The 24,100-nt window shown below is 72.7% G+C and carries 26 protein-coding genes; 14 read left to right on the top strand and 12 right to left on the bottom strand.

Going from position 1 to position 24,100, the window contains the following annotated elements; translation table 11 throughout:
- Positions 1-18 precede the first annotated feature (18 nt).
- The gene (locus OG594_RS38420) at positions 19-849 is read right to left on the bottom strand and encodes an SAM-dependent methyltransferase (RefSeq protein ID WP_266607037.1); all 831 of its coding nucleotides are present in this window, start codon (positions 847-849) and stop codon (positions 19-21) included.
- Between OG594_RS38420 and OG594_RS38415 the strand changes: the two genes are divergently transcribed.
- The 4 genes from OG594_RS38415 (at position 788) to OG594_RS38400 (ending at position 3,512) form a co-directional block, all read left to right on the top strand.
- The gene (locus OG594_RS38415; protein ID WP_266608915.1) at positions 788-1,045 is read left to right on the top strand and encodes a hypothetical protein; all 258 of its coding nucleotides are present in this window, start codon (positions 788-790) and stop codon (positions 1,043-1,045) included. The genes OG594_RS38420 and OG594_RS38415 overlap by 62 nt on opposite strands.
- A gap of 709 nt (positions 1,046-1,754) precedes the next feature.
- Positions 1,755-1,904 carry a hypothetical protein gene (locus OG594_RS38410; RefSeq protein WP_266607036.1) on the top strand — a complete coding sequence of 50 codons (150 nt, stop codon included), beginning with the start codon at positions 1,755-1,757 and terminating at the stop codon, positions 1,902-1,904.
- A 39-nt stretch (positions 1,905-1,943) separates the two neighbouring features.
- Positions 1,944-2,714: a DUF4239 domain-containing protein gene (locus OG594_RS38405; protein ID WP_266607035.1), complete on the top strand. Its 771-nt coding sequence runs from the start codon at positions 1,944-1,946 to the stop codon at positions 2,712-2,714.
- A gap of 210 nt (positions 2,715-2,924) precedes the next feature.
- On the top strand, positions 2,925-3,512 hold the full coding sequence (locus tag OG594_RS38400; RefSeq protein WP_266607034.1) for a hypothetical protein: 588 nt from the start codon (positions 2,925-2,927) through the stop codon (positions 3,510-3,512).
- A 98-nt stretch (positions 3,513-3,610) separates the two neighbouring features.
- Here the strand turns inward: OG594_RS38400 and OG594_RS38395 are convergent, their stop codons facing one another.
- Positions 3,611-4,129 carry a hypothetical protein gene (locus tag OG594_RS38395; RefSeq protein ID WP_266607033.1) on the bottom strand — a complete coding sequence of 173 codons (519 nt, stop codon included), beginning with the start codon at positions 4,127-4,129 and terminating at the stop codon, positions 3,611-3,613.
- A 43-nt stretch (positions 4,130-4,172) separates the two neighbouring features.
- Between OG594_RS38395 and OG594_RS38390 the strand changes: the two genes are divergently transcribed.
- Together OG594_RS38390 and OG594_RS38385 are read left to right on the top strand one after the other, a co-directional pair.
- On the top strand, positions 4,173-4,325 hold the full coding sequence (locus tag OG594_RS38390) for a hypothetical protein (RefSeq protein WP_266607032.1): 153 nt from the start codon (positions 4,173-4,175) through the stop codon (positions 4,323-4,325).
- 169 nt (positions 4,326-4,494) lie between these two features.
- Entirely contained in the window at positions 4,495-5,157 is a 663-nt protein-coding gene (locus OG594_RS38385; RefSeq protein WP_266607031.1) for a class F sortase, read from the top strand.
- 44 nt (positions 5,158-5,201) lie between these two features.
- Here OG594_RS38385 and OG594_RS38380 read toward each other — a convergent pair whose 3' ends face one another.
- The gene (locus tag OG594_RS38380; protein ID WP_266607030.1) at positions 5,202-6,095 is read right to left on the bottom strand and encodes a polysaccharide deacetylase family protein; all 894 of its coding nucleotides are present in this window, start codon (positions 6,093-6,095) and stop codon (positions 5,202-5,204) included.
- A 141-nt stretch (positions 6,096-6,236) separates the two neighbouring features.
- Here OG594_RS38380 and OG594_RS38375 point away from each other — a divergent pair, with 141 nt between their 5' ends.
- Complete coding sequence (locus OG594_RS38375) at positions 6,237-6,677, top strand: DUF6086 family protein (RefSeq protein WP_266607029.1); 441 nt, start codon at positions 6,237-6,239, stop codon at positions 6,675-6,677.
- Between the two features lie 53 nt (positions 6,678-6,730).
- Here OG594_RS38375 and lysX read toward each other — a convergent pair whose 3' ends face one another.
- The gene (lysX, locus tag OG594_RS38370) at positions 6,731-10,060 is read right to left on the bottom strand and encodes a bifunctional lysylphosphatidylglycerol synthetase/lysine--tRNA ligase LysX (protein ID WP_266607028.1); all 3,330 of its coding nucleotides are present in this window, start codon (positions 10,058-10,060) and stop codon (positions 6,731-6,733) included.
- Between the two features lie 156 nt (positions 10,061-10,216).
- Here lysX and OG594_RS38365 point away from each other — a divergent pair, with 156 nt between their 5' ends.
- Positions 10,217-10,678 (top strand): universal stress protein, encoded by a 462-nt coding sequence (locus OG594_RS38365; protein WP_030716454.1) that lies wholly within the window; start codon positions 10,217-10,219, stop codon positions 10,676-10,678.
- Positions 10,679-11,142: 464 nt separating this feature from the next.
- Here OG594_RS38365 and OG594_RS38360 read toward each other — a convergent pair whose 3' ends face one another.
- Positions 11,143-12,342 carry a CapA family protein gene (locus OG594_RS38360; RefSeq protein ID WP_266607027.1) on the bottom strand — a complete coding sequence of 400 codons (1,200 nt, stop codon included), beginning with the start codon at positions 12,340-12,342 and terminating at the stop codon, positions 11,143-11,145.
- Between the two features lie 310 nt (positions 12,343-12,652).
- On the opposite strand from OG594_RS38360, the gene OG594_RS38355 reads away from it, so the two are divergent.
- From OG594_RS38355 to OG594_RS38345, 3 genes are all read left to right on the top strand, one after another.
- The gene (locus tag OG594_RS38355; protein ID WP_266607026.1) at positions 12,653-13,192 is read left to right on the top strand and encodes a sigma-70 family RNA polymerase sigma factor; all 540 of its coding nucleotides are present in this window, start codon (positions 12,653-12,655) and stop codon (positions 13,190-13,192) included.
- Positions 13,193-13,420: 228 nt separating this feature from the next.
- Positions 13,421-13,897 (top strand): hypothetical protein, encoded by a 477-nt coding sequence (locus OG594_RS38350; RefSeq protein ID WP_266608775.1) that lies wholly within the window; start codon positions 13,421-13,423, stop codon positions 13,895-13,897.
- 63 nt (positions 13,898-13,960) lie between these two features.
- Positions 13,961-14,692: a DUF4913 domain-containing protein gene (locus OG594_RS38345; protein ID WP_266607025.1), complete on the top strand. Its 732-nt coding sequence runs from the start codon at positions 13,961-13,963 to the stop codon at positions 14,690-14,692.
- 134 nt (positions 14,693-14,826) lie between these two features.
- Here the strand turns inward: OG594_RS38345 and OG594_RS38340 are convergent, their stop codons facing one another.
- The gene (locus OG594_RS38340) at positions 14,827-15,303 is read right to left on the bottom strand and encodes a hypothetical protein (protein WP_266607024.1); all 477 of its coding nucleotides are present in this window, start codon (positions 15,301-15,303) and stop codon (positions 14,827-14,829) included.
- A gap of 98 nt (positions 15,304-15,401) precedes the next feature.
- Here OG594_RS38340 and OG594_RS38335 point away from each other — a divergent pair, with 98 nt between their 5' ends.
- The gene (locus OG594_RS38335; RefSeq protein ID WP_266607023.1) at positions 15,402-15,656 is read left to right on the top strand and encodes a hypothetical protein; all 255 of its coding nucleotides are present in this window, start codon (positions 15,402-15,404) and stop codon (positions 15,654-15,656) included.
- On the opposite strand, the gene OG594_RS38330 is transcribed toward OG594_RS38335, so the two are convergent.
- The 6 genes from OG594_RS38330 to OG594_RS38305 form a co-directional block, all read right to left on the bottom strand.
- Positions 15,653-16,042, bottom strand: a complete 390-nt coding sequence (locus tag OG594_RS38330) for a hypothetical protein (protein ID WP_266607022.1) — start codon at positions 16,040-16,042, stop codon at positions 15,653-15,655. The two genes, OG594_RS38335 and OG594_RS38330, sit on opposite strands and share 4 nt — an antisense overlap.
- A gap of 26 nt (positions 16,043-16,068) precedes the next feature.
- Positions 16,069-16,929, bottom strand: a complete 861-nt coding sequence (locus OG594_RS38325) for an Fpg/Nei family DNA glycosylase (protein WP_266607021.1) — start codon at positions 16,927-16,929, stop codon at positions 16,069-16,071.
- Positions 16,930-16,949: 20 nt separating this feature from the next.
- Positions 16,950-18,203 (bottom strand): hypothetical protein, encoded by a 1,254-nt coding sequence (locus tag OG594_RS38320; RefSeq protein ID WP_266607020.1) that lies wholly within the window; start codon positions 18,201-18,203, stop codon positions 16,950-16,952.
- Between the two features lie 63 nt (positions 18,204-18,266).
- A complete protein-coding gene (locus OG594_RS38315; RefSeq protein WP_266607019.1) occupies positions 18,267-18,923 on the bottom strand; it encodes a class I SAM-dependent methyltransferase in 657 nt (218 codons plus the stop codon).
- Between the two features lie 127 nt (positions 18,924-19,050).
- A complete protein-coding gene (locus OG594_RS38310) occupies positions 19,051-21,114 on the bottom strand; it encodes a SpoIIE family protein phosphatase (protein ID WP_266607018.1) in 2,064 nt (687 codons plus the stop codon).
- Positions 21,115-21,121: 7 nt separating this feature from the next.
- Complete coding sequence (locus tag OG594_RS38305) at positions 21,122-22,423, bottom strand: DUF6777 domain-containing protein (protein ID WP_266607017.1); 1,302 nt, start codon at positions 22,421-22,423, stop codon at positions 21,122-21,124.
- Positions 22,424-22,588: 165 nt separating this feature from the next.
- Between OG594_RS38305 and OG594_RS38300 the strand changes: the two genes are divergently transcribed.
- Complete coding sequence (locus OG594_RS38300) at positions 22,589-23,560, top strand: YndJ family protein (RefSeq protein ID WP_266607016.1); 972 nt, start codon at positions 22,589-22,591, stop codon at positions 23,558-23,560.
- Positions 23,557-24,090 carry a DUF1990 family protein gene (locus OG594_RS38295; protein WP_266607015.1) on the top strand — a complete coding sequence of 178 codons (534 nt, stop codon included), beginning with the start codon at positions 23,557-23,559 and terminating at the stop codon, positions 24,088-24,090. Before OG594_RS38300 ends, OG594_RS38295 begins: the two co-directional genes overlap by 4 nt.
- Positions 24,091-24,100 lie beyond the last annotated feature (10 nt).

The raw sequence follows: 24,100 nt of genomic DNA, 5'->3' as shown, positions 1-24,100 counted from the left end.
CCGTCTGTGCCGGAAGTCTCACGCCTTGCGTCCCACGCCGCCGAAGCCCGAGAAGGCGTAGGGGTCCTCCGGTGTCTCGCCATCCTCGCCGTTGTCGGGCCGGTCCGGCCGCCAGTTGGGCATGGACACGAGGCCCGGCTCCAGCATCTCGAACCCGTCGAAGAAGCCGCTGATCTGTTCCTGGGGCCGCATGACGAGGGGGTTGCGCATGTCCCGGTAGACGCCCACGGTGCCGGCGGCGGTTTCCTGGGTGAGCGGGATTCCCTCGTACGAGGCGTGCGTGAGGATCAGGAGGCTGCCGGGGGCCAGCGCGTCGCGCAGCTCTGCGACGGCGTCGTACGGGTCGTCCGTGTCCTCCAGGAAGTGCAGGACGGCGACGAGAAGGAGGGCGACCGGGCGGCCGAGGTCGAGCAGCCGGCCGACCTCGGGGGCGGCCAGGATCTCCTTGGGCTTGCGCAGGTCGGCGGCGACGATGCCGCTCTGGTCGTCCCCCGCGAGGACGGCCCGGCTGTGCGCGACGGCCACCGGGTCGTGGTCGACGTAGACCACGCGCGCCTGCGGGCTGGCGGCTTGGGCGACCTCGTGGACATTGCCGAAGGTGGGGATGCCGGAGCCGATGTCGAGGAACTGCGTGACGCCCTCGGCGACGGCGTGTCGGACGGCGCGGCGCATGAATGCCCGGTTGGCCTGCATGATCTTGGGCAGTCCCGGCATGAATTCCATGGCACGGCGAGCCGTCTGGCGGTCGACCTCGAAATTGTGGGACCCACCCAGATAGTAATCATAGATGCGGGACACGCTCGGCACCGATATGTCGATGCCTGGCGGGGCCCAGGCGGGGCGCTCCATCGGGGTCTCCAAGCGTTGGTCCTGCGGTCGTCCGTGTGAGGTCGGACTCCTGTCCGAGCCGAATGTACTGATCATTTCCCAACAGGGCGAGCAAAAGCGGAAATTGGCGATCCGTTCTTCGTCACACACCAAAGGCACCGCCTCGCCGGGCGAGGGAATGACCGATACCGACAAGTCCCTTATGGGAATTGACTGAGGCTCGATCGGAGTCACCACACTACCGACCTAAGGATGGCTCAAACCTCTCTGGTCGGCAGTCCACCCGTTCAGGCGAACCGGGGGCCGAGCCTCGCGTGCCCGGGCGCGCGCGGGCCCATGCTCCCGGGGTGAACAGAGCCTGTGCCAGGCGCCTGCTGGCGGTCCCGGTCCTGCTGTGGGCGGCCTTGTCCGTCACGCCGGCCGTGGCTGATAGCCGCGCCTACGCGACGACCGACTCCGGCGACGGCCCGGCCGCCGCCGTGGTGGCCGCAGTGGCCGGTGGCAACGACCGCGGACGCGACCCGCGTGGCGGACATCACGGTGACGACCAGGGCTCCGACCACGGGAAACGCCGTGGAGGCGGGCACGGCGGGGGCCGTCACGGCCACCCCCACTGCCCACCACCGCCGCCCCCTCCGCCCTGCCCTCCGAAGCCGCCGCCCAAGCCGCCGAAACCACCGAAACCCACGCCGCCACCCGAGCCGACTCCCCCGCCGCCGCCCGAGCCCCCACCGCCCCCGAAACCCGCACCGCCGAAACCGCCGCCTCCCGAGCCGGCGCCCAAGCCCGTACCGAAGCCCGCACCGCAGCCGGTCCGGCCCGTGCCGCCCCCGCCGAAGCCGGCGCCCCCGCCGCCCCGCGTGGTCAGGGCTCCCGCACCGCCCCCGCCCGCACCACCTGCACCACCGCCACCGCCCGCCCCAGAGGTGAAACCCGCACCACCGAAACCGGTGGCCCGGCCCGCGTATCACGCGGCCGCCCGCAAACCCGTCGAGCACCACATCTCGCCGGTGACTTTCACCCTGCTGACCGCCGCTCCCGCGGTGCTCGCGATCGTCGCGCTGCGCCCGCGCTAGCGCTTCTTCCGCCCCACCAGTAACCGATTGGGAGTCATCTTGTCGGAATGGCTCGTCCTGTCCCTCGCGATGGCCGCGGCCTGTGCCGTGGTGCTGTCCATCGCCTTCTTGAACCACAGGAGGATCGGCGACGACGACGATCCGAACGAGACCCCGGACGTCATCGAGTACATGACGATGATGATCGGGGTGATCTACGCGATCGTGTTGGGCCTGGCGATCGCCGGTGTCTGGGAGGGCCGCGGGGCCGCCCAGGAATACGTGCGCCAGGAGGCCCAGGCCCTGCACGAGATCAGCGTCCGCTCCGAGGTCTACCCGGCCGAGGTGCGCAAGAGGATCCGGTCCGACGTCGATGCCTACGTGACCCACGTCGTGGACACGGAGTGGAAGCGGATGGCCGACCACGGCGAGCTCACCGAGCACGGCGGGGAACTGCTGGAGCGCATCCGCCGGGACGTCACCGACTACGAGCCGCAGACCGACCACGAGGGGCAGGCCTACCAGCCGCTGGTCGACCAGGTCGCGGTGGTCGACGACGCGCGCAGCGCACGCGGCTCGAGTGCCGGGGCCACCATGCCGGGAGTGGTGTGGTTCGGGCTGATCGTCGGCGCCCTGGTGACCGTGGGCCTGATCTTCACCCTGCAGATCAGGCGCTCCTTCCGGGAGATGCTGCTGGCGGGCCTGTTCAGTGCCCTCATCGCGTTCCTGCTGTTCCTGATCTGGGACTTCGACGCGCCGTTCGGCCGTGGCATCTCCGCCACCGCCGAACCGTTCCTCGCCCAGTTCCCCCACCTGGACCTCGGCGGCTAGGCCGGCTCGCCCGGCCGTCTCGGCCCGGGCCACCCGCAAACCGGGGACGGGCCTCCCGTCCCCGGTTCGGCCCAGGGCCGTGCCCCATTCGCCCGTTCCTGATCGCGGGTCACCGCACCCCGACCTAGCGTGTCGAACATCGAGGCGCACGACCCCCCACGTGCGGAAAACCGTTCCGCGGCTGCTCCTCGGGGATCCGGAGAATCAACCATGGGTGCGATACGTACCTCCGCCACCTCCCTGCTGAGCGTCGGCGCCACGGGCGCCGTCCTCGCGCTCGGCGTCCTCGGCGCGCCCGCCGCGACCGCTGCCGAGGCCCAGCCCATCACCTCGTTCGGCTTCACCCTCACGCCTTCGACCGTCGCCCCCGGGGGGCAGACGGTCCTCGCGGTCAGCCGCTGCAACGCCGCCTACGCCACCGCCTCCTCCGGGGTCTTCGACACCGTGAGCATCGCGCGCGGCCAGAGCGTACGGGTCACCGTGGACCGGGACGCGCGTCGCGGAGCCGTCTATTCCGTCTCCTTCACCTGCAACGGGGAGACCGGCTCGGCCGATCTGACGATCGCCGGCGGCACCACCGGACCCACCACGAGCTCCACGCGGACCGGCACCGGAGCGACCCTCTTCCCGACCCCAACCCCGACCCCGACCTCCGCCCTCGGGGTCCGCGGCGGTCTGGGCGGCAGCGTGGCCGGCATGGATCGCGTGGAGCTCGGCGCCGGCGCCGGTCTGTTCCTCGCCGCCGCGGGCGGCACCGTGTTCGCCCTGCGCCGCAGGGGGTCCGGCCGTAGCCATTGAACCCGCCGGACGTCCTCCGCTACCGCCGATCGCCCCGGGTCCTCACGTGGACCCGGGGCGATCTGCGGTAGCGGGGGATCTGCGTCCGGGGTGACCGGTCAGGCCCGGCTGCGGAGCGGGCGGCGACGGCGCAGCACGTGGGCGCCGGCGCCGAGGGCCGCGGCGCCGACGAGGCCCGCACCGATGGCGGTCTCGGCCGTGGACGGACCGAAGGATCCGCCGATGCCGCCCTGCGACGGGTTGCCCTCCAAGATCGTGAAGCGGTGCGTGGCGACCAGATTGCTGTCGTTGCACTTGACCGCCAGCGTGTGGTGCCCCGGCGAGGCGTGGTTGAAGATCCGGACGGTCGCGAAGCCGATCGACCCCGCGGACAGGTTGGCCGGTGGAAAGTTGCCGGGCGACGTGACGGTACCGCCGTGACCGCAGCCCGCCGCGCTCACCTGCATCGTGGAACCCTGGTGCACGGAGTACGGGTTGACGGAGATGTTGCTGGGGCCGTTCCCACCCCCATTCCCACCCCGGCCCCCGGGGTCCTGGTTCGCGGAGGCGAACGGGGCACTGAGGCCGATCACGGCGCAGGCTGCCGCCGTCACGGTAAGAGCGCGCAAGACACGCATGGTGGAACCTCCAGCGGGAAGCGCCCCGGAGCGTCGGCCCCGGATGATCGACGAGAACGCCTCCCACGTCGAACCCTCGGGTCGTCCCGCCATCTCCGCATTTCAGGCTTTGGGCCGCCCGGTTGAGCGACACGCCGAAGCGCGGGAAATGCAACTGACGGATCCGCAGGTCACGACCCGTCAGGCATTTATGTGACGATTACCTGGATGGGCGCACCCCGTCCGGCTCCCTCCGGGTGGCGGCCACCCGTTCGCCCCTCCCCCCCTCGCCGTCCTGCCGACTCGGCCTTAGCGTGCGTGAAGTAGGGCGTACAGGGGTGGGACAGGATCGCGGGTCGGGACCCCCGCGTCGGGAAGGGAGAACGATGGGCGAGGACGAGACCGGGCAGTCACGCAAACGCTCACCGTGGGGCGTACTCGCCCTGGTCATGCTCACCGGACTCGCCATGGTGCGCAACGGTGTCGACGTCGGCGACGGGCCGCCGCAGCCCACCGCGGCCTCGGCCGTCGCGGTGACGGCCGACCAGTTGCCGGCGAATCCACCCACGCCCCCGGCGGACATGGAGGTGCTGGAGCACTCGTCGGTCCAGCGCATCCGGATCCCCACGATCAACGTGGACGCGCCGGTGATGACGGTCGGGCTGGACGCGGAGGGCTGGATCGACGCGCCGCCCCCGCAGGACCGCAACCTCGCCGGCTGGTACCTCAACGGCATCTCGCCGGGCCAGCGGGGCTCCGCAGTGATCGTCGGTCACGTGGACAACGCGCAGGGCCCCGCGGTCTTCTACGGCCTGGGCTCAGTCAAGCCGGGCAACCACATCGAGGTGGAGCGCTACGACGGCCGCACGGCGGTGTTCGAGGTCTACGGGGTGGAGGTGTTCTCCAAGGAGGCCTTCCCCGGGGCCCGCGTGTACGGGGACACCGGGCACGCGGAACTCCGGGTGATCACCTGTGGCGGCGGATACTCGAAGGCCCGCGGCTACGACGGCAACGTGGTCGTCTTCGCCCGCATGGTGGAGTCCCGCTGAGCCGTGCGCATCCGCCGCGGTCGGCCCCGCCCCCGGCCCCCGGTTCAGCGGGGCGGCAGCACCGGGAGGGTCATCCGGTAGCCCCGTGCGAGCAGTTGGGGAAGGTACGAGGAGATCGCCTGGACGCTCTGCGACCGGTTGCCGCCGGCGTCGTGCGAGAGGACGATCACTCCGGGGGCCGCGCCGCCCAGTACCCGGGAGATGATCGTCGGGGTCCCCGGTTCCTTCCAGTCCAGGGTGTCCACGGTCCAGGCGAGCGGCTCCATGCCGAGCTCGGCCCCGATCTCGAAGGCAGCCCGGTTCCAGGCTCCGTAGGGGGCCCGGAACCACAAGGGCGCCTCGCCGACGGCCTGCTGCACGACCTCGCTCGTGCGACCGATCTCGGAGGCGAGGGCGGGCCGGCTGAGCCCCGGGATGAGCGGGTGGGTCCAGGTGTGGTTGCCGATGACGTGGCCCTCGTCGACCATCCGGCGCAGCAGGTCCCGGTTCTCGGTGGCCATCTCCCCGCAGACGAAGAACATGGCGCGTACGCCGTACCGGGCGAGGGTGTCGAGGATGGCGGGGGTGTAGCGGGGGTCCGGGCCGTCGTCGAAGGTGAGCACCATGCCGGCCGACGCGGCTTCTTCGGCGGGGAGTTCCAGGATGGGCCGGGTCCGTACGGCCGGCTTCAGGGCCTCAGCGCGCATCGGCGCGTCGGCGGTCATCGGCCGCAGCCGGTACGACTTCTCGGGCAGCGCCTGCGCCCGTAGCCCCGGCGCGCCCGCCGCGGGTCGCGCCCCCGGTCCGGCCGGCGCCCCGGACCCGCCCGGTCCCGGCCCCGGGTTACCCGCACCGCCCTCACCACCCACGCTGAGCAGTCCGGAGGCTGCGGCGACCCCGAGGAAGACAGCGGTACGCAGGACCGTGCGCCGCCCTACTGTCGGCTCGTCATTTTTCATTATTACTACGTATCAACGACATCGTCGAAGTTGTCGAGAGGCGCGGACGCACCCCCTCCCCCTCACCCGGTCGGCCCACGCCGACCGCTTCGATCACGCTGGCTAGGGTGACCCGTAGGGACGAGCCGGAAGGGGCCGACGATGAGTCAGTACTTCGACATGGGTGACGTGACGCTGTGGAACCCGTCCAACGGGGCTTCCCGGATGTTCCGCCGCCAAGTGGCGGTCTTCGAGGCGGAGCTGGGGCTCGGCTCGGGCATCGGGCCGATGGAGAACGACGAGTGCCAGATCGACCCGGTCGCGTTCGCGGCCTTCGTCGAGGCCCTGCTGGTACAGCACCGCAGGACGAGCCACGCCATCTTGCTCGCGCTCTCGGAGGGCTTCACCGCCACCGTGGTCGTGCTGGCGGAGCGTGCCGGGATCCGGGTGGACTGGGAGCGGCTCGGCGCCGCCCCGCAAGGCCCCCGTACGGACGTGCAGGTCTCCGCCGCGGGAGCGGCCGCTCCGGCGGACGGCGCCGGCTGGTCCACGGGGCTGCGTGCGAAGGCGCTGGAGCTGGGGCGGCGCATGCCGAGGGAATGAGGTCGGTCCCGCCGTAGTGGCGGCGCGGCCGCCCCGTCCGTCCCGCGGCCCGGTCAGCCGCGGCGGACCAGGGGGAAGGGCAGGGTTTCGCGGATCGTCAGGCCCGTGAGGAACATGACGAGGCGGTCCACGCCGATGCCGAGGCCGCCCGTGGGCGGCATCGCGTACTCCAGGGCGTCGAGGAAGTCGTTGTCGAGTTCCATCGCCTCCGGGTCGCCGCCCGCCGCGAGCAGGGACTGGGCGGTGAGGCGGCGGCGCTGTTCCACGGGGTCGGTCAGCTCCGAGTAGGCGGTGCCCAGTTCGGTGCCGAAGGCGACCAGGTCCCAGCGTTCGGCGAGCCTGGGGTCCCGGCGGTGCTGGCGGGTGAGCGGGGAGACGTCGGTGGGGAAGTCCTTGTAGAAGGTGGGCAGCTTGGTGCGCTCCTCCACGAGGCGCTCGTACATCTCCAGCACCACGTCGCCGCGGGTGTCCTCGGGGGCGTGCGGGACCGACGCCCGGTCGCACAGCCGGCGCAGCACCCCTTCCTCGGTGTCGGCGTCGACCTCTTCGCCGAGGGCCTCGCTGATGGCCCCGTACATGGTCTTGACCGGCCAGGTTCCGGAGATGTCGTGGACGACGAGCTTCCCGTCCGGTCCCGCCTTGTGGGCGATGGGCGAGCCGAAGGCGGCGGTGGCGGCGCCCTGGATCAGTTCGCGCGTGAGGTCGAGCATCACGTCGTAGTCGGCGAAGGCCTGGTAGGCCTCCAGCATCGTGAACTCGGGGTTGTGCTTGTAGGAGACGCCCTCGTTGCGGAAGGTGCGGCCCATCTCGAAGACCTTCTCCATGCCGCCGACGCAGAGCCGTTTGAGGTAGAGCTCCGGCGCGATGCGCAGGTACAGGTCCAGGTCGTAGGCGTTGATGTGGGTGCGGAAGGGCCGGGCGTTGGCGCCGCCGTGGATCTGCTGGAGCATCGGGGTCTCGACCTCCAGGTAGCCGCGGTCGAGCAGTCCCTGGCGCAGGGCCTGGACCGCGCTGGAGCGGGCCCGTACGACGTCCCGGGCCTCGGGGCTCGCGACGAGGTCGAGGTAGCGGCGCCGGACCCGGGCCTCGGGGTCGGCGAGACCCTTGCGCTTGTCGGGGAGGGGGCGCAGGCACTTGCCGGTGAGCTGCCAGGACCGGACCACCAGCGACAGCTCGCCCGCCTTGCTGGCGCCGGTCTCGCCGCTGACGAGCACGTGGTCGCCGAAGTCGACCTGGGAGGTGAAGGAGTTCAGGACCTCGGCCCCGGCTTCGTCGCGGGTGAGCATCAGCTGGATGTCGCCGGACCAGTCGCGCAGGACGGCGAAGACCACGCCGCCGAGGTCGCGCACGAGCATCACGCGCCCGGCGAGGGTGGCCCGTTCGCCGGTCCGGGCGCCGGGCGCGAGGGCGGGGCGGCCGGGGGCGCCCTCGTGGGTGGCCTTCAGTTCCGCGACGGTGTGGGTGCGCGCGCGGATCCCCACCGGGTAGGGGTCGGTACCGGCCGCCCGGATGCGGTCCAGCTTCGCGTGGCGGACGCGGACCTGCTCGGGCAGCCGCTCGGCCGGGGCCCCCGCGTCCCCCTGCTCGACCGCGTCCAGGCCCAGGGATTCGATGGAGGGCAGTCCCTCGGTGGAGGCGATGGCGGTGAGGCCCTTGGGATGGCCGTTGCCCCACAGGGTGCGCAGGCTGGGTACGGAGACGAAGCCCTCGGCGATGCCGGAGGCGAGGCTGACCCGGGCGAGCGAGCCGGCGTCCTGGTAGCAGAGGTAGCGCGGGTACCACTCGGGGTCGTACTTGACGTTCGAGCGGTACAAGGCCTCCAGCTGCCACCAGCGGGAGAAGAAGAGGAGCAGCTTGCGCCACAGTTTGAGGACGGGGCCGGCGCCGATCCGGCCGCCCTCCTCGAAGGCGGAGCGGAAGACGGCGAAGTTGAGGGAGATCCGGTGCACGCCGAGGGCGGGGGCCGCGGCGCAGAGCTGGGCGACCATGAACTCCATGACCCCGTTGGGAGCGGTGCGGTCGCGTCGCATGAGGTCGAGGGAGATGCCGTCCTTGCCCCAGGGGACGAAGGAGAGCAGGGCGATCAGCTCGCCCTTGTCGTCGAAGGCCTCGACCAGCAGGCAGTCCCCGTCGGCGCGGTCGCCGAGCCGGTCCAGGGCCATGGAGAAGCCGCGTTCGGTCTCGGTGTCGCGCCATGTGTCGGCGCTCTCCACGATCCTCTGCATCTCGTCCTCGGAGAGGGCGGAGTGGCGGCGGATGACGGTGGTGGCCCCGGTGCGCCGGACCCGGTTGACGGCCTGGCGGGTGACGCGCATGTCGCGGCCGTCGAGGTCGAAGTGGGCCACGTGCAGGATGGCCTCGTCGCCGAGCTGGAGTGCGCCGAGTCCGGAGCGGGCGTAGGCGGTGGCGCCGTCTTCGGAGGCGCCCATGACGGCGGGCTGCCAGCCGTAGCGCCGGGCCACGGCCAGCCAGGCGTCGATGGCGGCGGTCCAGGAGGCGGGGTCGCCGACCGGGTCCCCGCTGGCGAGGCAGACGCCGGCCTCGACGCGGTAGGTGACGCCGGCCTTGCCGTTGGGGGCGAAGACGACGGCCTTGTCGCGCCGGGTGGCGAAGTAGCCGAGGGAGTCGTTGCGGCCGTAGGCGCCGAGGAGGGCGCGGATGCGGGATTCCTCGTCGCCGTGCAGGGCGGCGGTCAGGCGCTGGGAGCGGAAGAGGGTCATGGCCGCGTTCAGCAGGGCGGCGGCGCCGAAGAGGCCGAGCAGGAAGGAGAGCGGGCGGGGCGGGTGGCCGTCGAACTCCCTGGCCGAGAAGAGGCCGCCGAAGACCTCCTTGGCGGCCCAGTCCAGCCACTGGCCCTGGGGCAGGGAGCCGGGGAAGAGGGCCACGAGCGCCCAGCCCACGAGTACGGCGGCGAGCAGGCCGAGGCCGAGCACGAACAGGGCGTGCCACAGCGCCCCGGGGCGGGAGGCGGCGTAGAACTCGTCGCGGGCGGCGATCAGCACGGCCAGCGCGGCGACGGCGATGACCATGGAGGGGATGCCGATCCAGTACGCGCCGACGGCCATCTCCAGCACGTCGTCGACGATCAGCAGGGCCAAATAGGTGATGACGATCCACCAGGCGACCTTCTTGCGGGTGCCGAGGGCCGCTGCGAGGAGGAAGAGGAAGACGGCGTAGGCGAGGTTCGCGCTGACCGGTACGACGATCAGGTCGAGGAACCGCACGATGGGCCGCAGGAGCCGCCGCAGCGTGGGGGAGAGCGCCAGCAGGGCGCAGAGCAGGCCGAGCGTTCCGAAGAACGCGCCGAACCCGTCGGGCACCCGGTTCAGGAAGCGGTTCCGGGTGCCGTGCTTCTCCTCCACGGTGGTACTGGTGGCACTCATGGTTCGCACTGTAGGGAGGGCTGCGGCGGGGCGCGCGGCGAGCGGCGGGCGGCGGCGGGCGGCGGGAGCACTCCCCCGGCTGTGTCCCCGAGCGGGCCGGGGGCGTGCCCCGGTCCGTACCCCGGGCGTTGCGGGGCACGGCCTATCCTCGGCAGGGTGACGGAGCACGTGAATACGGAATTCGAACGCGGTACCGACGGCCCGAAGGTGATCCTGGCCGGGGTGGACGGGTCCGAGTCCTCGCTGCGGGCCGCGGCCTACGCGGCGGGGCTGGCCCGGCGGCAGAACGCCCTGCTGGCCCTGGTGTACGTCCAGCCGGTGATCCCGGCCGGCGCCGCGCTGGGTGCGCCGGTGGCGGACACCACCGGGGAGATCGCGGAGGGTCTGGTGGCCGAGATCCGCGCCTCGGCGGAGCGGCTCAAGGGCATCTACGAGGTGCGCTGGCAGTTCCACACCTTCCGCGGCGACCCGTACGCCGGCCTGGTGAGCGCGGCGGACGAGCTGATGGCGGACGCGGTGGTGGTCGGCGCCTCCGAACAGGCGGGCCACCGCATCGTGGGGTCGGTGGCGATCCGCCTGGTCAAGGCGGGCCGCTGGCCCGTCACCGTGGTTCCGTAACGTCCCGGGGCCCGAGGTCCCAGGGGCCGACGTCGCAGGGCCCGACGTCCCAACGTCCCGGGGCCCGACGTCGCGACGTCCCAACGTCCCGGGGGCCCGACGTCCCGGGAGCCCGACGTCCCAACGTCCCGGGGCCCGACATCCCGAGGCCCCGACATCCCGAGGCCCCGGGGCCCGAGGTCCCGAGGTCCCGAGGTCCCGAGGTCCCGAGGTCCCGAGGTCCCGAGGTCCCGAGGTCCCGAGGTCCCGGGGGCCCGAGGTCCCGGGGGCCCGGGGGCCCGAGGTCCCGGGGGCCCGAGGTCCCGACATCCCGACATCCCGGGGCCCCGAGGCCCGACGTCCCGACATCCCAACGTCCCGGGGCCCGACGTCCCGAGGTCCCGGGGCCCGAGGTCCCGACATCCCGACGTCGCGGGGGCCCGGGGGCCCGACGTCGCGGGGGCCCGGGGGGCCCGTCACCGGGACTAGCTGCCCATGGTCAGCCCGTCCTTGGCGGCGCCGCGGCTGAGGACGGCCTCGCTGATGGCGTCGCGCGCGCGCTCGTAGTCCTCCCGGCCGGGATCCTTCGCGAGGGCGTCGGGCAGGTGGACGACCCGGCCCGCGGACAGGTCCATCATCTGCGGCACGAACTCGGCCTTGGTGACCTGCCAGCGCTGCCCGGCAGCGGCCGGCGGGGCGAAGGTGAAGCGGCCGATCGAGCCGTAGTTGCCCCGCATGTCGCGCGCGCCCGTGTGGTTGAACATCTCGCCCGCGACCTGGTCGCCCATGCCGTAGACGATCCAGGTCCCGTTGACCTTCTCGTAAGGCTGCGGAACATGAGCGTGCGTTCCGAGGAGAACGTCGATGTCGGGGCGGCCGCCGGTCTGCGAGGCGGTGAGCGCCTTGCCGAGCGAGAGCTGGGTGTCGTCCGGTTCGGTCTCCCATTCCGTGCCCCAGTGCACGCTCACCAGGACCACGTCCGCGCCCGCCTTCCGGGCCGCCCGCGCATCCGCGATGATCTTGTCCTGCTTCATCAGGTTGACCGCCCACGGCTGGCCCTCGGGCAGCGGATAGCCGTTGGTGTCGTAGGTGTACGCGAGGTGCGCCACCTTGGCCGAGCCCGCCGTGTACGTGGTCACCGTGGCCGCCTCGGCGGCCGTGCGGGCCGACCCGGCGTGCCCCAGTCCGACCTTGTCGAAGCGGTCCAGCGTGCGGCGCAGGCCCGCGCCCCCGTCGTCGAGGGTGTGGTTCGAGGCCGTGGAGCAGCCGTCGTACCCGGAGTCCTTCAGCCCGTCGGCGACCTCCGGGGGCGATGTGAAGGCCGGGTAGCCGGAGAAGGGCCCGCCCTCCTCCCCGTAGATGGTCTCCATGTGGCAGAGGGCGAGGTCGGCCGCCGAGACCACTGGCTTAACCCCGGAGAACATCGGCCTGAAGTCGTACCCGTCGCCGTCCGCGTCGTTCGCCGCGTGCTGGATGACGGAGGTGTGCGGCAGTACGTCGCCGCTCGCGACGAGGGTGAAGCCCCGGGCGGGGGCCGATCCGGCGGCGCGGGAGGGGGCGGCCGGCCCCCCGGAATCCCCGAGGCGTGCCGGTGCGGAGCTCTGGGTGGCCGAACAACCGGCGGCGGCGGACAGCAGCACGGCCGACAGGAGGGCGAGCACCTGCGGCCGGATTCGCGTGGTCATGTGCCCTGCTCTCATTAATACGATTATCTGACGTGTGATCACATGCAATCCATATAACTACACGCCGTAAGTCAAGAACCGGGGCCGCCGGGCGGACGCGCGCCCACCCGAACGGCGGACGGGGCGACGCCGACCGCCTGCCGTTCGCCGCGCCGTTCGACCGTTCACCGACCCGCACGGCCGCCCGGCGGACGACCCGGGTGCTTGGGCGCAACGCCGGGGCCGGACGGTTCCGGGTCGGCTCCGTGCAGGTCAGGGTGGACGGGTCGCCGCTTCCACGGCCCCCCACGCACCCCGGAAGGAGCCCCTCGTGCCGCTCTCCCCCACCCTCCTGCGTACGGACCCCGAGGCACTCGCCGAACTCCAGCGCGATCACGGGCGGGCCCTGTTCGGATTCCTGGTCGGCCTCACGGCGGGGGACGCCCAGCGCGCGGAGGACCTCGTGCAGGAGACCCTCGTCCGGGTCTGGCAGCACCCGGAGGCCCTGTCCAGCGAGCACGACTCCATGCGGCCCTGGCTGTTCACGGTGGCCCGGCGCCTCGCGATCGACGCCCGGCGGGCCCGACTGTCCCGGCCGCTGGAGGTGGATCCGGAGGGGCTGGAACACGCACCCGAGCCGCAGGACGCGGTGGCCGGCTCGGTCACGGCGATCGACGTCCGGCGGGCCGTGGGGTCCCTGGGGCCGGAGCACCGCGAGGTGCTGATGCAGGTCTACTTCCGCGACCGCTCGGTGGCCGAGGCCGCCGCCGAGCTCGGCATCCCGGCCGGAACCGTCAAGTCCCGGACGTACTACGCCCTTCGCGCCCTGAAGAAGGGTCTCCAGGGGTACGGGTACGGCCTCGGCGCCTGAGCGCGCCGCGCGGCGAAGGATCGGTCAACGCCATGAATGGATGCGGACCGGACATAAAACGCGTCGATTTCGGCATCAGAGCGTGCAAGTTGAGTAAACATCCCCCGCTCCGCGAGGCGCTCGGTGAAGGCTCGGGACTGACGACGGGACGCTCGAAGCGCGGGAGAAGGTGGAACGGTGCAGCCCGAGGGTAGTAACGGCACCAGTGACGGCGGGCTCGCGGTGCCCATGGCCTGGCTGTACGCCGAGTACATCGCGGACGAACTGCTGCGTACGGGCCGGCTCATCCCGGCCAGCACCCTGGAGTTCAGGGCCGGACGGGACACGCTCGCCCTGACGATCTACCTCTCGGACGCGGCCGGTGAGCTCTCCGGCATCCGAGTGGTCTCGCAGCTCGACGAGTGGCTGTCGCTCACGGCGTACGGACACCCGTGGCGCGACTGGGTGCACACCCGCTTCCTCGCGCTCGACGAGGAGGCTCGGGAGCGCGGCGACGGCGGGGACCCCGACCTGGAACTGGCCCGGGCGGCATGGCGCTGGCTGGACAGCACCGAACTGTTCGCCACCAACCTCGACCCCGGGCGGCCCGACCACGACCACGACCACACCGACATCGCGCCGGGACTGGACGAGAACGCGCGCGTGTGGACGCCGGCCTGGCAACTCGGCCTACCCCTCGGACACTTGGCGATGCACCTGTTCTGACAAAGCCACGAGCACGGACACGGGCACAGGACGCTGAACTCGTATGATCAGCACACTCCTCACGTGGCTCGAAAGGCACTCATCAGTTCCATGGACAGCAAAGCGATCGAGAACGCGCAACGGGTGGCAGCGCGGGTGACGGCCGAAGCCGATGGCGATGCCTGGAAGGAACACCACTGGACGGTGGCCCGCTTCCTGGCCGGTTCCCGGTCTGCTGCCGAAGAGGACCACTGGAGAAGGCAGTTGAACGACTGGAGGGAGCGGCTCGTCGCTTCCCTCGCGGCGGACGCCCTCGCCGAGGTCGCGGAATCCCAGGACCTCCTCCTGGGCTGGCTCCTGACGGAGCTTCGGCGCAGCGACGACGCCCTCGGCTCGCTGCTGGCGCTGTACCCCCTGCCCAGGCCGAAGCCGGAGCCGCGTTCCCTCTTCCCCATGCCGGCGTCGGAGGTCTACGGCGACGGACCCGAGTTCTACTTCAGCGACGTCTTCGCCTTCGTCACCGACTACCTGGCGGTCACGATCCGACGCCCCCTGGACGGTGCGTCCGCGACCTGGTGTCCGCTCTGGTGGGAGCACCCGGAGGCGGGGGCCCGGCTGTCCGCGCTCTGGCTGGCCTGGGAGCACCTGCGCCACGATCCGGCCCTCGGCATGACGACGTGGTGGATCCAGCACGCCGATCCGCACCTGCGGGTGCTGATGGACCCGCGGCAGGGCCCGTTCGCCTCGTGCTCGCCGAAGGGGCACACGCAGCAACCGCTCGCCCCGCTCCCGGTGGAACCGTACGAGCCGACGTAGACCGCCGGTGCCCGTGCCAGCACCCCCGTTGCGCCGGAAGTCGCCGGTCCGGGGCCGGTCCACGGGAAGATGGCGTCACGACGGTCGTCTTCGGCCGGACCCGCCGTCATCGCCGGACTGGGCCCGCGACCTGTTCACGCGTTGCTGGGGCAGTCGGTCTCGGTCCAGGTCGCGACGAGGTCACGGCAGACGATGGCGAGTGAGCCGTTCCAGAACGCGATCTCATGGCTGCAGCCGTTCTCGTGGGGCAGGACCTCGTCGAGGATCACGGTCCCGAGGTGTGCCCCGTCGTTGTCCTCGGTGCTTCCGGAATGGAAGCTGGACACGCCCGTGTAGCGGATGACCAGGTCTTCGTCGTGCTTCCAGCAGTTGTGCCGGAACTGGACCTCCAGCTGCTGGTCATCAGCTCCGACACCCCGGACGTGCTGGAGCTCCAGATCCTTCACGCACCGCTTGCTGGAGAAGTCGTAGTGCCCCGGGGCTGTGGCGAAGTCGCGCGCCCCGACCGGCAGATCGCCGGCCAGTGAGGGCAGGCGCTCCAGATAGGGAGCGGGGTCCAGGACGCCCGACAGGTTGCCGACCCGTGCGTCCAGATTGATGTACTCCATCATCCTTCGTCCCGCTCGTGGCTCTGTTGGCCAACACATCGTCGCACGAACTCCATCCTGCGGAGCCGGACCCAGCGGCCCTTGACCGTGACGGTGCCGCCATGGGGTCCTACTTCGTCAACGAGGTCACCGTCATCGACGTCAGGCCCTCCGTCCGCGGCGCCGGTCTCGTCGACCTCACGGTGACGCTCTGGCGCGAGAACGCCCCGCCCGGAGCGGAACGACCGTGGGAGTCGGTCCGCACCGGCCAGCTGGACCGCGCCGGAATGCGGCACGAGCTCGGGCTGTTCGATCGGCCCGGGGAAGGCCGTTCCGTGCGTCCCGCGATCCCCGAGGGAAGACGGAACGGCCGTTAGCCGCGGTCGGCCGGGTCCATCACCAGGCCGGTGAAATCCGCCTCGTTGCGCTCCGCCCGGGTGACGTACCACCGGGCGATGAGCCACATCACCGGATACACCAGCAGGCCGAGCGCCACCCAGACCAGCGGACCCGACGCGTCGCGCGACAGGGCGAACACCAGCGGCAGGGTCCCGATCAGTGATACGAGTGCGGCCAGTGCCCCCAGAGCAGCTCGCAGTTGGCTGCGCATGAGGGCCCGGACATAGGTGGCCCCGAGGGTGGTCTGCTCGGAGATCTCCGAGCGGGCGGGGGTGTGCGCGGGCGGCCGGCGGCGGGCGCCCCGGGGGACCCCGGTGACGATCTCGCGCCGTGGCGGTGACTGTTGCTGCTGCTCCTCGGCCATCGTGGCGGAGTCTACGCAGCGACCGCCTATTTGAGGAGGCGTGAGAGCCGCCGGTCCGCGAGCGGCTTCCCCCCGGTCTGGCAGGTGGGGCAGTACTCCAGGGACGAGTCGGCGAAGGACACCGAGCGTACGGTGTCCCCGCACACCGGGCACGGCTCGCCGGCGCGGCCGTGCACCCGCAGACCGCTCTTCTTCTCGGCCTTGAGCTTGCCCGCGGCCACCCCGTGGGCCCGGCCGACGGCTTCGCCCAGGGTGCTCCGCACGGCCTCGTAGAGCTGGGTGAGCTGCTCCTCGGTGAAGGAGGCGGCGAGCTTGAACGGTGAGACCCCGGCCGCGTGCAGGATCTCGTCGCTGTAGGCGTTGCCGATTCCCGCGATCACGCTCTGGTCCCGCAGCACGCCCTTGATCTGGCGCCGCTCCCCCGCGATCAGCGCGGCGAAGGCGTCCCGGTCGAAGCCCTCGGCGAGCGGATCGGGGCCGAGGCGGGCGATGCCGGGCACCTCCTGCGGGTCGTGGACCACGTACACGGCGAGGCGCTTTTGGGTCCCGGCCTCGGTGAGGTCGAAGCCGCCCCCGCCCACGAGGGAGACGCGCAGCGCGAGCGGCCCCTTGCCGGGGCGCGGCGGCTGCGCGGGCAGGGTGTCCTGCCAGCGCAGCCAGCCGGCCCGGGCCAGGTGCGTGACGAGGTGGAGCTCGCCGACCGGCACGGCCAAGAACTTCCCGTAGCGGGCGGTGGTGCCGGCCGACTGCCCTTCGAGGGCGGTCAGCGGTGGGTCGTAGGTCTTGAGCACGCTCACGGCGAGCGGGAGGACGCGCTCGACCACCCGCCCGGTGAGGTGCTCGTCGAGGTACTCCCGCAGGGCCTCGACCTCGGGCAGCTCCGGCATGGTCCCAGCCTGCCGCCGCCTCAGGCGAAGCGCGAGCTGGGCACCGGGCCGGGCGAGGCGACGCGGTCGCGGGGCGCGGTGAGCCAGCCGTCCTGGACGGCGGTCACGAAGGCCCGGAAGGCCTCGTCCGGGTCGGGCGGGGTCGTGCCGTCGCCCTCGTCCGGGTCGGCGGCGGCCTGCGCGATGTCGCGGGCGATCTCCTCCTCGGGCCGCGGGTCGTCCTTCCACGGCGGGGAGACGAACTGGCACAACAGCGTGCTGAAGTCCGCGCTCACGGCGGGCGGATCGGTCCAGCAGGTCGCGTGCTCGAACAGGATCTGGCCGTCGGCGCGCGCGTGCAGGGTGCGCAGGAGGTCCGGGTCGGTCGCGTTCAGGTCGTAGGCGACGACGAGGGTGTCGGTACGGGCGGGCTCGTACGGTACGGCGGGCAGCCCCAGCACGCGTGCGGCGGCGAGCCCGAGGATCCGGTCGGACCGGCCGGGCAGCAGCGAGACCGTGGCGGGGCGGCGCCCGGCGGCGTCCAGGGCGAGTGCCAGGCGGGCGAGGCCCCGGCGGCACTGCTCGTGGGTGTCCCCGAGGTAGGCGTACCGGCCGGTCATCCCGGCGTCCCAGCCGTACGGGGAGAGGGTGCCCAGCAGTCCGCCGGTCAGGCCGTAGTGCCAGCCGCGCAGGTCGGCGCGGCCGAGCGGATCGGCGTGGCCGGCCGCGCCCTGGGCCCGGCGGGCCCGGTCGGAGCGGTGCAGCCGGTGCTTCTGGCGGTCGTGGGCGCCGGACCACTGCGGGTCCTCGGGGGCGGGGAGGGCGCGGCCGATGCGCTCGGCGGTGTCCAGGTCCCCGGCCAGCAGGGTGTGGTGCACGAGGAGGTACGTCTCGGGCCAGGCGGGCAGCTCCTGGCCGCGGCCGGAGAGCAGGGCCACGGCCTCGGCGTGCCGGTGCTCGTCCTCCAGGGCGGACACCAGCTCGGCGAGGAGCGGCCGCGAGTCGGGGAGCAGCCGCAGTGCCTCGCGCAGCGGTGCGACGGCGAGGAAGGCTATGCCGCGCTCGACGCACGCGTAGCCGAAGTCGTAGAGGGTCTGGGGCTCGCCGGGCCGCTTGGCGGCGGCCTTGGCGGCGCCTGCCAGGTCCTTGAACCCGGCGGCGTCGGCCAAGGCCCTTGCGGCCTTGGCGAGTTCGGTGATCGATGCCGTCTCGGCGTGCGGCCGAAGGGAGCGTACCGCTCCGGGCAGATCGTCCGTCTTCAGGAATCGGCGCACTTCATCTATGGCGTTGGTCATCGCCCCAGATCCTCACGGAACGGGACCGGGCCCGCAACGGACTTTCCCGCTGCGCCGCCCGGGTCAGATCCGGGCGATCAGTGCGTACCGCTCGTCGGTGACCGGTCCGCCCCACAGCTCGGTGTTGCCGCCGAGTGGTTCGATGCGCAGGTCGGACACCAGGGGCCGGACCGCGGCGGTCAGCTCCGCGGCGGTGATCCCGCCGTACCAGGGGAGCGATTCGGCTCCGGCGACGTAGGGCGCGCCGCTCTCACCGGCTTCCCGCCACCGCCCCTCGACCAGGACGAGCCGCCCTCCCGGGCCGAGCCGCGCCACCCACGCGCGCAGCGCGGCCCCGGGATCGGGCAGGGTCCACAGCAGGTGCCGGCACAGGAGGACGTCGTACCGCTCCTGCCCGGTGGGCGGATCCGCGGCGTCGCCGACGAGGAACCGTCCTTCCAGGCCCGCGGCCGCGAGTTTGGCCTCGGCCCGCTCCACCATCCGGGGCGCGAGGTCCACACCGGTCACCCGGTGTCCGGCCGCGGCCAGCAGCAGGGAGAGCGACCCGGTGCCGCAGCCGACGTCGAGGACGTCGGCCGGCCCGGTGGGCAGCCAGGATCCCAGCAGCCGGGCCCATGCGGCGCGGGTGTGCTCCTGCCGCAGGCCGTGATCCGGTTCGTCGTCGAACGCGGCCGCGGCGGCGTCCCAGTACGCGGTGATGGCGGGGGTGGGTTCGTACATGGCGGTGATCCTGCCAGCCGCCACCGACAACCGGCATGACGCAACGTCATCCCCGGGTAGCGCGGGCGGCCCGGGGGCCTGGGGGGGGCCGGGGGCCGGGGGGCGGGGGGCGGGGGGCCGGGGGAGTTCAGCCCATCACGAACTCGCACCACACGCATTTGCCGCCGCCCCGCGGCTCCACGCCCCAGACGTCCGCCAGGCGGTCCACCAGCATCAGGCCCCGCCCCGAGACGCCCGACTCCCCCGCCTCGCGGCGGCGCGGCAGTGCGCTGGAGCGGTCCTCCACCTCCACCCGGAGCCGGCGCTGCGGACCCGCCAGGACCCGTAGGGTCACGATCGCCGGGCCGTCCGTGTGCATCAGGGCGTTCACGATCAGCTCGTCCGCGACCAGTTCGATCTCGTCGGCCCGTTCCCGCGCGCCCCACGACCGCACCGCCGCACCGATCATGTGCCGGGCCGCCACCAGGGCCTCCGGATCCCCCGGTGCCACGTGCTGCTGGAGGCGGCCGCCGCCCTCCTGGGCGGCCACCACGTGGCGGCGCAGGAGGAGCAGCGCCATGTCGTCGTCCCCGCCCCGTTCGTCGACGATCTCGCACAGCAGGTCCGCCAGGGCCTGCAGGTCGGCCGGTCCGCGGCGGATGTGGGAGGTCAGGAGCTGGATTCCGTCGTCGAGGTCCGCGCCGGGCTGTTCCACCAGGCCGTCGGTGCACAGCAGGACCGTTTCCCCCGGGTCCAGCTCCACCGTGGTCACCGGGTACTCCAGGCGGCCGAACTCCGCCGAGAGGCCGAGCGGCATCCCGCCCGCCACCGGGAGCCGGTGGCAGTCCCCGTCGCGGGTGCGCAGCAGCGGGTCGATGTGGCCCGCCCGGACCACCTGGAGGACGCCCGTCGAGAGGTCGGCCTCCACGTACGTGCAGGTCGCGAACCGGTCGGTGTCCAGCTCGTGCAGGAAGACGGAGGCCCGGGCCATGACCGTGCCGGGCGAGTGCCCCTCGGCGGCGTACGCGCGCAGCACGATCCGCAGCTGGCCCATGACGGCCGCCGCGTGCGTGTCGTGGCCCTGGACGTCGCCGATGACGGCGCCGACCCGGCCGCCGGGCAGCGGGATGACGTCGTACCAGTCGCCGCCGATGTCCTGGCCCATCCGGGCGGACCGGTAGCGTACGGCGATCTCCCCACCGGCCACCGAAGGGATCCGCCGCGGCAGCATGGCCTGCTGGAGGCCCTCGGCCAGGTCGTGCTCCTGCTCCAGCAGCATGGCCCGCTGGAGGCTCTGCGCGATGCTGCTGCCCAGGGCGACGAGCAGGTTGCGCTCCTCCTGGGTGAAGCCGTCCTTGTCCTGGTAGAGCAGTCCGATCGCGCCGATCGGGCGGGCCTGGGCGATGAGCGGCAGGTAGGCGGCGGCCGAGATCCGCATGTACGAGATCTTCGCCCAGAGCCCGGGGTAGTCCCGGGCGAATTCCTGCGCGGAGTCGAGGAAGCGCGGCTCGAGCGAGCGGACGACCTCGCTCATCGGGTACTGCTCGTCGATGCGGGTGTAGCGGGTGCCGGGGACGAAGCTGTCCTCCGGGCCCTCGGCGACCAGGTGGATCCGGCCGGCTTCGACGAGGCCCATCACCATGCCCATCGAGCCGAGCCGTTCCAGTCCGTGGGCGTCGCCGATGACGTCGATGACGTCCTGCACGGTCCGGGCGTGCGCGAGGGCCGCGGTGGTGGACTCGACCACCGACGTCTGGCGGCGCCGCTCCTCGTCCAGGCCGAGCCGCTCCGCCGAGTGGCTGAGCTCGTCGGTGGCGTCCCGGACGATGCCGATGATCCGGTACGGGCGGCCGTCCGGGCCGCGCATGACGCGGCCCTGGGTGTGCGTCCAGCGCAGCCGCCCGTCGTGGCAGCGGATGCGGAAGTAGGCGCCGTAGCTGTCCTCGCCGCTCTTGAGGGCGGAGGAGACGAGGGCGTCGAGCCGGGTCGCTTCGGTGGCGGGGACGCGCGGGTTGAGCGACTCCGGCCGGCCGTCGTACTCCTCGGGAGTCGCATCGAAAACGTCGAGGGCGGCTTCGTCCATGTGCATGAGACCGGTGATCAGGTCCCAGTCGAAACTGCCCATGCGGTTCAGCGAGAGCGACCGGTCCGGGTGTGCGGGCCAGTCGTCCGGCAGCGATACGGTGGTCGGCACCGATCCACCATGACACACGGGCCGGTCAGGCGCTCTCCAGCGGATGGCCCCCGTCCGACGGCTGCGGCTGAAGGTCCGGGTCCGGGACCGCGTTGGGGTCGGACGGGTTGTAAGGGGCGTACGGGTCGGACGGGATGTCCGGGTTGAAGGGATCGACGGGGTCGGCTGGGTCGGCGGGCAGCAGGCCCGATCCGTCGGGGTCCGCGGGAAGCAGCCCCAGCTCACCGGGGTCCAGCGGCGGCAGCCCGGCCAGCGGGTCCGAGGGCTCGGCGGACGGCGGCCGCTGCTGCGGCTGCTCCGGTACCTGCGGCCGGGTGGACGGGTTCGACGGCGTGCCCGGCTTCCGCGGGAGGTTCCCGCCGGGCGGGTTCTGCCCGGCCTGCGGGTCCTGCGGGCAGTCCGTCGCCCCGGGCGCCGGCGCCGCGGGGACGTTCGGTGAGGCCGGTGAGGCCTGGTTCGGCGGGCAGGGGTCGCCCGAGGCGGACCCCGGCGGGGTGACGGGCCCGTCCGGGATGCCGGCGGACGGGTCGTAGGCGGGCAGCACCTTCGGGGCCCGGTCCTGCGCGCCGTCGTCCCCCCGCTTGCGCTCGATCCACGTGTTGTCGGCGATGTTGACGATCACCAGGTTGTTGATCACGTGGGTGGTCGGTTCGATGACGACGACCTGGTTGGCCTGGTACCCGCTCCACGGGTCGCCCTTGTGCACCGGGGATCCCTTGGCGGTGCGCGGGGAGCCCAGCGGGTTTCCGCAGCCGCAGCGGACCCGGGGCATGCCGTGCTCGTCCACGAGCACGGCGGTGCCGGCCTGGAGGACGGACTGGAAGCCGTCGGCGGCTCCGTCGCGGAAGGCGTGGTTGGTGACCCTGGTGTCGGCGCGCAGGACGACGGGCGTCAGGCCGCGCAGGAATTCGGGGATCTTCCCCGCGTCGATGTTCGACGCCTCGGCGAAGGCCTGGGCCTTGTCCTTGTCGTCGGTCAGGAAGCGGACCTGCTGTTCCACGTCGCAGCTGCCGAGCCGCTGGGTGCCTCCGTACAGGCCGGGGGTCGCCGCGTTGACGGTCCGGATGCCCTGGCCCGTCGGGTTGGGCAGCGGGGGCTGTACGGGGGCCGACTCGGCGGTGGCCGAGGAGGCCGTGAAGGGATCGGGGCCGGCGGAGGCCACGGGCTGGAGGTAGACCTCCTGGCTCTCGGCTCCGGGGGCGCCCGCCGGCTGCTCGGGGCTGCCGCACGCTGCGGCGAGGAGGCCGAGGAGGGCGAAGAGGGCGGCTCCGGCGGGTGCATGACGACGCGATGCCTGACGCGGTGTCGGAAGTGACGATCCGTTCACTTGATTCTCCCTGTTCGCCCCGGTTGCTCCCCTCTTGTCTGCCGCATCCCTGCGGGAGCCGCAACCGGAGAGGCGTCTTGAACATGTTCAAGGAACGCCGTAGGCTCACCACCGTGGATTGAACGCGTTCAAAGCGTTCGGCATCGGCATTGGGGGGAGTCCAGCGTGACGGTACTGGTGAACGTGATCGTGACCCTGGGCATGCTCTACGTCGTCCCGGCCGGCCTGCGGCTCATCGACCCGGCCCGGTTCCTGCGCACGGCCCGCCTCTGGCCGGTCGCCGCCGCACCCGGAGCCCTGTGCCTGTGGCTGCCCCGCGGAACGCCCGCCACCGCGCTCGCCGCACTGTACGCGGCGGCCTGCCTGGCACTCGCCGCACGGGCCCCGGTCCGGCTGCTGCGCGCCCGCTCCCTGACCCCGCCCGAGATCGCCGTCGCCACCGCGCTGGTCTCGCCGTCGATCGCCGCCACCGCCCTGGTCGCCGAGCGCGCCGGGTACCGGCTCTTCGGTTTCGACCTCGACATCCTGGCGCTGACGGTGCCCCACTTCCACTTCGCCGGGTTCGCCGCCGCCCTGGTCGCCGGGCTGGTGTGCCGCGCCGCGGGCGGCCGCGCCGGAACCGGCGGCCTCGCGCGCTGGGCCGCGTACAGCGTCCCGGCGGGCACCCTGCTCGTCCTCCTCGGCTACTTCGTCGACGACTGGGCCGAGCTGTTGGGCGCGGTGGTGCTGACCGGCGGGATGTGGGCCGTGGCCCTGCTCACCTGGCGGGAGGTCCGGCCCGCCGCCGCGGACCGGACCACACGGACCCTGCTCGCCATCTCGGCGGCCGTGCTCGTGGCCACCATGCTGCTCGCCCTGTGGTGGGCGGTCGGCGAGGCCACCGGGATCACCCACCCCACGCTGACCTGGATGGCCGCCACCCACGGCCTCGGCAACGCCCTGGGGTTCGCCCTGTGCTCGGTGCTCGCCTGGCGCCGGCTCGCCACCGACGCGCGAACCGCCGACCGCCCGGACCACGGACCGCACCCGACCACCGCCCGCCCGGACCACCGACCGCACGCCACCACCGCCGGCCTCGCGGACCACCGACCGCACGCCAGCACCACCACCACCGACCGAGTGGAGACCTCGCCATGACCCGCCTCATCAGCGCCGGCCGGGACACCGTCAACTACCCCGACCGGGGTGCGACGGCCCACCGGCCGCTGCCCGCCGGATACAACCACCTGCACCACCGCACCCGCCTCGGACAGGGCCGGGCGGTCTTCGAGGCCGCCGGAACCGCGGTCACCACCTTCGAGGCCCACCGGACCTCGGGCATGCGCGTGCGGGCCGATGCCGGCGCGGTCCGGCCCGGCAGCCGGGTGATCGTCGGGATCGGCCTCGGGCCGCTGCGGATCGATGCTCCGTGCGAGGTGATCTGGACCGCGTACGAGCCCGCCCGCATCGGTTTCGCCTACGGGACCCTGGCCGGGCACCCCGAGTGCGGGGAGGAGTCCTTCCTCGTGGACATGGACCCCGACGGGACGGTGTGGTTCACGGTCACCGCCTTCAGCCATCCGAACACCTGGTACACCCGCCTCGCCGGCCCGGTGGTCCCCTTCCTCCAGCTGCGCTACGCCCGCTGGCTCGGCCACCACCTGCGCAAGCTGGCCGCCACCGGCTGAACGGTCCGAT

It is taken from the genome of Streptomyces sp. NBC_01214 (assembly GCF_026340975.1).
Taxonomy (GTDB): domain Bacteria; phylum Actinomycetota; class Actinomycetes; order Streptomycetales; family Streptomycetaceae; genus Streptomyces.
The sequence above is the reverse complement of the archived record's forward strand: the minus strand, read 5'-3'. Positions and strand labels throughout refer to the sequence as shown.